The sequence below is a fragment of the Comamonas sp. C24C genome (assembly GCF_053345995.1).
The window spans coordinates 163,024-170,467 of sequence record NZ_JBKFBC010000006.1 but is presented as its reverse complement, the minus strand read 5'-3'; the positions used below and the strand labels follow the sequence as shown (position 1 = coordinate 170,467).

The 7,444-nt window shown below is 64.4% G+C and carries 4 protein-coding genes; all 4 read right to left on the bottom strand.

Features of this window, described 5'->3' with window-relative positions; all coding sequences use genetic code 11:
- Positions 1 to 84: 84 nt before the first annotated feature.
- The 4 genes from ACLBXN_RS13145 to ACLBXN_RS13130 all read right to left on the bottom strand — a co-directional run bounded on the left by ACLBXN_RS13145 (position 85) and on the right by ACLBXN_RS13130 (position 7,444).
- Entirely contained in the window at positions 85 to 2,994 is a 2,910-nt protein-coding gene (locus tag ACLBXN_RS13145) for a ribonucleoside-diphosphate reductase subunit alpha (protein ID WP_407714250.1), read from the bottom strand.
- 505 nt (positions 2,995 to 3,499) lie between these two features.
- Positions 3,500 to 4,126 (bottom strand): 1,6-anhydro-N-acetylmuramyl-L-alanine amidase AmpD, encoded by a 627-nt coding sequence (gene ampD, locus ACLBXN_RS13140; protein WP_447612413.1) that lies wholly within the window; start codon positions 4,124 to 4,126, stop codon positions 3,500 to 3,502.
- Positions 4,119 to 5,633 (bottom strand): sigma-54-dependent transcriptional regulator, encoded by a 1,515-nt coding sequence (locus ACLBXN_RS13135; protein WP_447612412.1) that lies wholly within the window; start codon positions 5,631 to 5,633, stop codon positions 4,119 to 4,121. Before ACLBXN_RS13135 ends, ampD begins: the two co-directional genes overlap by 8 nt.
- A gap of 5 nt (positions 5,634 to 5,638) precedes the next feature.
- The gene (locus ACLBXN_RS13130; protein ID WP_447612411.1) at positions 5,639 to 7,444 is read right to left on the bottom strand and encodes a sensor histidine kinase; all 1,806 of its coding nucleotides are present in this window, start codon (positions 7,442 to 7,444) and stop codon (positions 5,639 to 5,641) included.

Below are 7,444 nucleotides of genomic sequence, written 5' to 3'. Positions count from 1 at the left end.
CGTCCCCCTCCCGATGCAACGCATCGAGAGAGGGGGAAGGCGCGGGGGCCGCCTAGGCCAAGCGCCTCAGGGGGAGCCAGTCAATTACTGGCAAGCCTCGCAACCAGGATCGTCAATCGCGCAGAACTTGATGTCCGTGGCGGGTGCCTGGGCACGGGCAGCGGCGGCAGCCGCTTCCAGTGCGCTGACCGCAGGCTTGGCCGCAGGGGCTGCCGAAGCGGCAGGAGCACCGGAGGACACGGCGTTCAGCACACGGCTTTGCACGGTGGACTTCTCGATATTGGTCGCGCTGGTGGTGCGCAGGTAGTAGGTGGTCTTCAGACCGCGCAGCCAGGCCAGCATGTAGGTGTCGTGCAGCTTCTTGCCCGATGCACCGGCCATGTAGATGTTCAGGCTCTGGGCCTGGTCGATCCACTTCTGGCGGCGCGAGGCGGCTTCCACCAGCCATTCGGGCGAGACTTCGAACGCGGTGGCGTAGAGGTTCTTGATCTCTTGCGGCACGCGGTCGATGGCGCGCAGCGAGCCGTCGAAATGCTTGAGATCCATGACCATCACGTCGTCCCACAGGCCCAGGCGCTTGAGGTCGCGCACCAGGTACTGGTTGATGACGGTGAATTCGCCCGACAGATTGGACTTCACGGACAGGTTGCCGAACGAAGGCTCGATCGAGGCATCCACACCCACGATGTTGGAGATGGTGGCGGTGGGGGCGATGGCCACGCAGTTGGAGTTGCGCATGCCGTCCTTGGCGATCTTGGCGCGAAGGGCGTCCCAGTCCAGCTTGGCGGAGCGATCCACTTCCACATAGCCGCCGCGGGCCTTTTCCAGCAGCTTCAGGGTGTCGGGGGGCAGGATGCCCTGATCCCACAGCGAGCCCTTGAAGGTGGAGTAGGTGCCGCGTTCCTTGGACAGCTCGGTCGATGCCCAGTAAGCGTAGTAGCAGATGGCTTCCATGGCTTCGTCGGCGAACTCGACGGCGCCCTGGCTGGCGTAGGCGGTGCGCATTTCATACAGCGCATCCTGGAAACCCATCAGGCCCATGCCCACAGGGCGATGGCGCAGATTGGAGTCCTTGGCCTTTTGCACGGCGTAGTAGTTGATGTCGATCACGTTGTCCAGCATGCGCATGGCCGTGTTCACGGTCTTGCGCAGCTTGTCGTGGTCGATCTTGCCGTCCTTGATGTGCTGGACCAGGTTCACCGAGCCCAGGTTGCAGACTGCGGTTTCGGTGTCGCTGGTGTTGAGCGTGATCTCGGTGCACAGGTTGGACGAGTGCACCACACCCACGTGCTGCTGGGGCGAGCGGATGTTGCAAGGGTCCTTGAAGGTGATCCAGGGATGGCCGGTCTCGAACAGCATCGAGAGCATCTTGCGCCACAGATCCACGGCAGGCACGCGCTTGAACAGCTTGAGCTCGCCGCTGTCGACCTTGGCTTCATAGGCGGTGTAGGCCTTCTCGAAGGCTTCGCCGTACAGATCGTGCAGATCGGGAGCGTCGGCGGGCGAGAACAGGGTCCACTGGCCCGCTTCCATCACGCGCTTCATGAACAGGTCGGGAATCCAGTTCGCCGTGTTCATGTCGTGGGTGCGGCGGCGGTCGTCGCCGGTGTTCTTGCGCAGCTCCAGGAACTCTTCGATGTCCAGGTGCCAGGATTCCAGATAGGTGCAGACCGCGCCCTTGCGCTTGCCGCCCTGGTTCACGGCGACGGCCGTGTCGTTGACCACCTTGAGGAAGGGAACCACGCCTTGCGATTCGCCGTTGGTGCCCTTGATGCGCGAGCCCAGGGCACGCACACGGGTCCAGTCATTGCCCAGGCCGCCGGCAAACTTGGACAGCAGGGCATTTTCCTTGATGGATTCGTAGATGCCGTCCAGATCGTCGGGCACGGTGGTCAGGTAGCAGGACGACAGCTGCGAACGCAGCGTGCCGCTGTTGAACAGCGTGGGAGTGGACGACATGAAGTCGAAGGACGACAGCAGTTCGTAGAACTCGATGGCACGGGCGTTGCGGTCGGGCTCGTTCAGTGCCAGGCCCATGGCCACGCGCATGAAGAAGGACTGGGGCAGCTCGATGCGGGTCTTGCGCACGTGCAGGAAGTAGCGGTCGTACAGGGTCTGCAGACCCAGGTAGTCGAACTGTTCGTCGCGCTCGGCCTTCAGGGCCTTGGCCAGACGGGGCAGGTCGTAGTTCAGCAGCTCGGGGTTGAGCAGCTCGTTATCCACGCCCTTTTGCACAAAGCCGGGGAAGTAGTCGGCATAGGCGGCCTGCATTTCTGCGGGCTGCACGTCGCGGCCCATGACTTCGCGCACGATGGTGTGCAGCAGCAGGCGGGCGGTGACGTAGGTGTAGTCGGGGTCTTTTTCGATCAGCGTACGGGCGGCCAGGATGGACGCCTTGTAGACCTCGGCCAGAGGCACGCCGTCATACAGATTGCGCAGGGTTTCGGCCACGATGGGGCCGGACTGGATGTCGGCATTCAGATTGCCGCAGGAAGCGACGATCAGGGCTTCCAGACGCTCCTGGTTCAGCGGCACGCGCTGGCCGTTGTCGGTCACATGCAGCACGGGCTTGGAGGCGGCGGCGGCAGCCACTTCGGCGACCTTCTTCTGCTCGGCACGTTCCTGGTTGCGGCGCTCGCGGTACAGCACATAGGCGCGGGCCACGTCCTGGTGACCGGCGCGCATCAGGCCGAGTTCGACCTGGTCCTGCACATCTTCGATATGGAAGGTGCCGCCATCGGGACGCGAACGCACCAGGGCGCGCACCACGCCGTCGGTGAGTTCGTTGACGGTGTCACGTACGCTGGCGGAAGCCGCGCCCTGCGCGCCGCGCACGGCCAGGAAAGCCTTGGTCAGGGCCACGGCAATCTTCTGGGGCGCGAAAGCCACCACATCGCCGCTGCGGCGGATGATCTGGTAGCTGTCATTGGGGGAGGAAGAATTGGCTGCACCGGCAGGTGCGGCAGAAGGCAGTGAGTTCAACGCTTCTTGCATAAGTTCCTCTGAGTCAGTATGTGGATAGGCAGACAAAGGCCTGCACTGTGGGCAGGCCATCAAAAACACGATTCGGCGCCTTGGTCTACACATGGTTTGCACAGGGTGTGCACAACTTGTAAACACTAGATATGGGGTCTGAGGCGCCCTTAAACACTACCGGTAGTGTATCGCGCTTAAAACTGGCTGACCTGATGAAACTACTGAATCTGACATTTCGGCCACCGCTTGACAGCTGAAAAAATGACTTCATCCCGCATGAATAAAGGCCTGTGGCGCGGTTGCGCGCGGCGGGAGAGCGGGCCGGAAATATGTAAAAAATTTGCGTGTTTGATGCAGGCGACAGTTGTTGCGCGCGCGCCATTGACATGCCGCTTCCAGGTGCAAAAGGGATGGAGGATGCGGGCTTACAAAAAGAGGAGCGCCTGACGCCTGTCATCAGGTGACTTCAGTGCTGAATCACCAGGAATTCAAGAGATAGCGTGCGGAAGCTGCTATGAAAAGATCAGGACCGCGGTGAAACGTGCGGCGGAAATTCCCATGACCGGGTGCCGTCCGCGCTGCCCAGCTGCTGCTGCAGGCGCTGCCAGTCAAAGCCAGGGCCGGGGTCCTGCTTGCGTCCGGGGGCGATGTGCTCGTGCCCGGCGATGTAGTGCACGGGGTATTGCGCGGCGATGGCGCTGCAAAGCTGCTGCAGGGCCTGGTACTGGGGGGCTTCGAAGCTCAGACCTTCCAGGCCTTCCAGCTCGATGCCTATGGAGTCGTCGTTGCAGCGATCTCGCCCGCGCCACTGGCTCACGCCGGCATGCCAGGCGCGGTCGTCGCAGCTGACGAACTGCCAGATCTCGCCCTGGCGCGTGACAAAGAAATGGGACGAGACTTCGAGGCCGCGAATGCCCTGGTAATAAGGATGGGCGTCCCAGTCGAGCTGGTTGGTGAACAGTTGCTGCACCGCGCCCGTGCCGTACTGGCCCGGCGGCAGGCTGATGGAGTGGATGACGACAAGGTCGATCTTTGCCCCCTCGGGGCGCGGGCCGAAATTGGGCGAGGCCAGGTGGCGCGCCGCGCCATACCAGCCCGCCTGCCACAGCGGCTGCGGCAGGTCCTGAGCGAGGGGGGCGGGATCAGACATTGTCGTTCTGTTGTTTGCAGCCTTCGGCCGGCAGGTCTATGCCCAGCCGGTCGATGCGGTAGCGGATCTGGCGCAGGCTGATGCCCAGCCTGGCCGCCGTGGCCGTGCGGTTGAAGCCGTTGTCCTGCAGGGCGCGGACCAGGATGCTGCGCTCCTGTTCGTCAAGCCAGCCTTGCAGATCCTCGGGCAGTGTGGCCGGACTGCCGGCGTGCTGGGGCGCCGGTGCACCGGTCTCCGATGCCTGAGTGCCCGATGCCGGGGCTGGCGTCGCTGCCGAAGCACCGGCGCCGGTGCTGGGGCCGGACTCGGGCAGGCGCAGCGGGCCCTCATCGCCCAGCGCAATGGCGCGGTGCAGCACGTTCTCCAGTTCGCGCACATTGCCGGGCAGCGGCAGTCCGGCGATCTGGCCGAGGCTGATCTCGTCCAGCTCCGGCGTGGCCAGGCCGGACTCGCGGGCCAGCTTCTGCAGCAAAGCCTGGCAGAGCTGGCCCAGGTCTTCGCGGCGCTCACGTAGCGCGGGCAGCTCGATTTCGATGACGTTGAGCCGGTAGAACAGGTCCTGGCGGAAATTGCCGGACTGCACTTGCGCGCTCAGGTCGCGGTGGGTGGCGCTGAGGATGCGCACATCGACAGCTTCTTCCTGGGTGCTGCCCAGCGGGCGGATCTTGCGCTCCTGGATGGCGCGCAGCAGCTTGGCCTGCATGGCCAGGGGCAGGTCGCCGATCTCGTCGAGAAACAGGGTGCCGCCCTGAGCGGCCTGAAAGTAGCCGGGCCTGTCCTGCGTGGCTCCGGTATAGGAGCCCTTGCGGGCGCCGAAGAATTCGGCTTCGAGCAGGTTTTCCGGGATGGCACCGCAGTTGACGGCGACCATGGGGCCGTCGGCCCGCTGGCTGCAGGCATGCAGGGCGCGTGCCACCAGCTCCTTGCCCGTGCCAGATTCACCGTGGATCAGCACGGGAGCCATGCCCTTGGCAACCTTGGCGATGCGCTGCTTGACGCGTTGCATGGCCTGAGAGTTGCCCACCAGCGCTTCCAGCGCGTCCGGTTGGGCTGCCGGCCCCGCGTCATGGGCAGGTGCGCTGCCGCCGGCCTGTGGATTGCCGGGTTTGAGCACTGCGCCCATGCCTTGCACAGCCGAGGCCACGACCTGGCGGAACTGGCGCAGGTCCACGGGCTTGGTCAGATAGTCGAAGGCGCCGGCGCGCAAGGCTTCCACGGCGTTCTCGGCCGAGCCGTAGGCCGTCATGACGATGCAGCGCTCGCTGCGCGAGTGATCGCGCAGCTGCAGCAAGAGCTCCATGCCGATCCCGTCGGGCAGGCGCATATCGGTGATCACCACATCGAAATGGCGCTCCTGCAGCTGGGCCCTGCCTTCCTGGACCGAGCCTGCGGTTTCCACGCGGTAGCCTTCGCGCAGCAGCGTCAGCTCGTAGAGCGTGCGCAGATCGGGTTCATCGTCGACCACGAGAATGCTGGCTGCTGCGGAGGAGTGAGGCGAGGATGTCACTGGGCTTACACCATGATCGAGTCAAACAGGCCGTGGCTTGCGAGCGAGGCAGGGCCGCTGCGCAGAGTCACGATAAAGGCGTTGCCGTCCACATCGCCTTGCGGCGTGCGCAGGCTCAGGCGCTGATAGCTGATGGAGGCATCGTAGCGCTGGCAGAGCTCGCGGCAGATATAGAGTCCAAGGCCGCTAGAGCGGCTCTGGGAGGAGAAGAAGGGCTCGAACAGATGGCGCTCGACGCTGGAATCCAGCGGTGCCCCGTCACTCCAGACCATGAACCAGCAGACGTCATCCTGCGGCGCGAGACCCTGGAGCTGGCCGTTCAAAGGCCCATGGCCGCTGATCAGCTGCAGGCCAGTCTCATGGCCGGCGTTGCTGCGATGGCGCTGGGCATTGTCCAGCAGGTTGATCAGTACGCGGCGCAGATGCTCTTCATCAAACAGGATATGGCGGGCCGTGGCATTGAGCCGCAGCAAAAGCTGGCGGGATGGCGTGGCCTGCATGCGCCATTCATGGCTGATCTGGGCCAGCAGATTGTCCAGCGGCAGCGACTGACCCTGATGGGTTTCCGAGTCCTGTTGCACGCGCGCCAGATTGAGGATCTCTTCGGCAATGCGGGCCAGCCGGTCGGCATTCTGGCCCACGATGCGGCATAGCTGCTGGGGGCCTGGCTGGCTGCTCAGGTCTTCGGCCAGCAGCGCGTTGGCCTGGGTGATGGCGGCCAGAGGGTTGCGTATCTCATGCGCCACGGCCGCCGACATGCGGCCCATGGAGGCCAGCTTTTCGGTGCGCAACTGCGCTTCCATTTCGCGCAGGTCGTGAAGAAACATGACGCAAAGCGAGTGGCTGGCTTGCGCCTGCGGGCCCTCGTCCAGATAGGGCGCCGAAACCTCGGTGATGCGTGTGCGCACATGGATGCCCGTGGCGCCGTGGCGCTCATGGGCCTGCAGATGGATGGTGGCGGACAGCGGGCGGGCATGGGCGAAGCTGGCCTGTGTCGCATGCGCCAGCGGCTCCCACCAGCTGTGGGCCTGCAGGGAAAAAGGCTGGGGGTGATCCATGGCCAGGCCCAGCAGCTGCAGCGCGGCAGGATTGGCCTGCAGCACTTGCAGGCTGGAGTCGACCACCAGCACCCCGTCGGAGAAGTGGTTGATCACCAGGCTGTTGACCTGCTCCTGGGTCTGGGTGCGCAGGCGGTCGAACAAGGCCTGGGAGCGCTCGCGCCGCACACGCTTGGCCAGTTCGTGCGTGAGATAGGCCACGCAGAAATAGCCGGCGCAGGAGAAAGCCGCCTGGTAATAGGACTGGGCGCCGTCGTTGAGGCCGCCATGGTATTGCCAGAAGGTGTAGGCCAGCGTCAGCAGCGTGATGCCGGCCGTGGCGCCAAAGGCCAGCATCAGTCCGCCCAGCGCCGAGGAGATCAGGACGGGAATGGCCAGCAGCGCCATGTAGTTGAGCGAGCCGACCTGAAAGATCTGCAGCAGAAAGATCACCGCGATGTCGACACCGATCACGGGCAGCCATTGCAGGGCTGCGCGAGGTGCTGGCAAATGCCGTGCTGCAGCCAGACGCAGCACCACGGTGAGCGCCAGATAGGTGAAGCAGATCAGCCAGGCCAGGGGCGAGCTGATGTTTTGCAGCTGCAGGTTCAGCGTCTGAAGCAGGATGAGGGCCAGCGCCAGCAGCACGCGGCCGCTGAGGAAGGCCTGCCACAGGCGCACAAACGGGGCGTTGAGGCTGGCGTCCGCGCGCCGGCTGATGGCCGCATCCAGCGGAATGGCGGTGTGCTGCCAGGGTGAGGCGGAGTTCACCAT

What these genes read in the sequence shown, in the direction of transcription:
- ACLBXN_RS13145 (WP_407714250.1), bottom strand. Translation starts at nt 2,994, where the DNA reads ATGCAAGAAGCGTTGAACTCACTGCCTTCTGCCGCACCTGCCGGTGCA.
- ampD (WP_447612413.1), bottom strand. Translation starts at nt 4,126, where the DNA reads ATGTCTGATCCCGCCCCCCTCGCTCAGGACCTGCCGCAGCCGCTGTGG.
- ACLBXN_RS13130 (WP_447612411.1), bottom strand. Translation starts at nt 7,444, where the DNA reads ATGGTGAACTCCGCCTCACCCTGGCAGCACACCGCCATTCCGCTGGAT.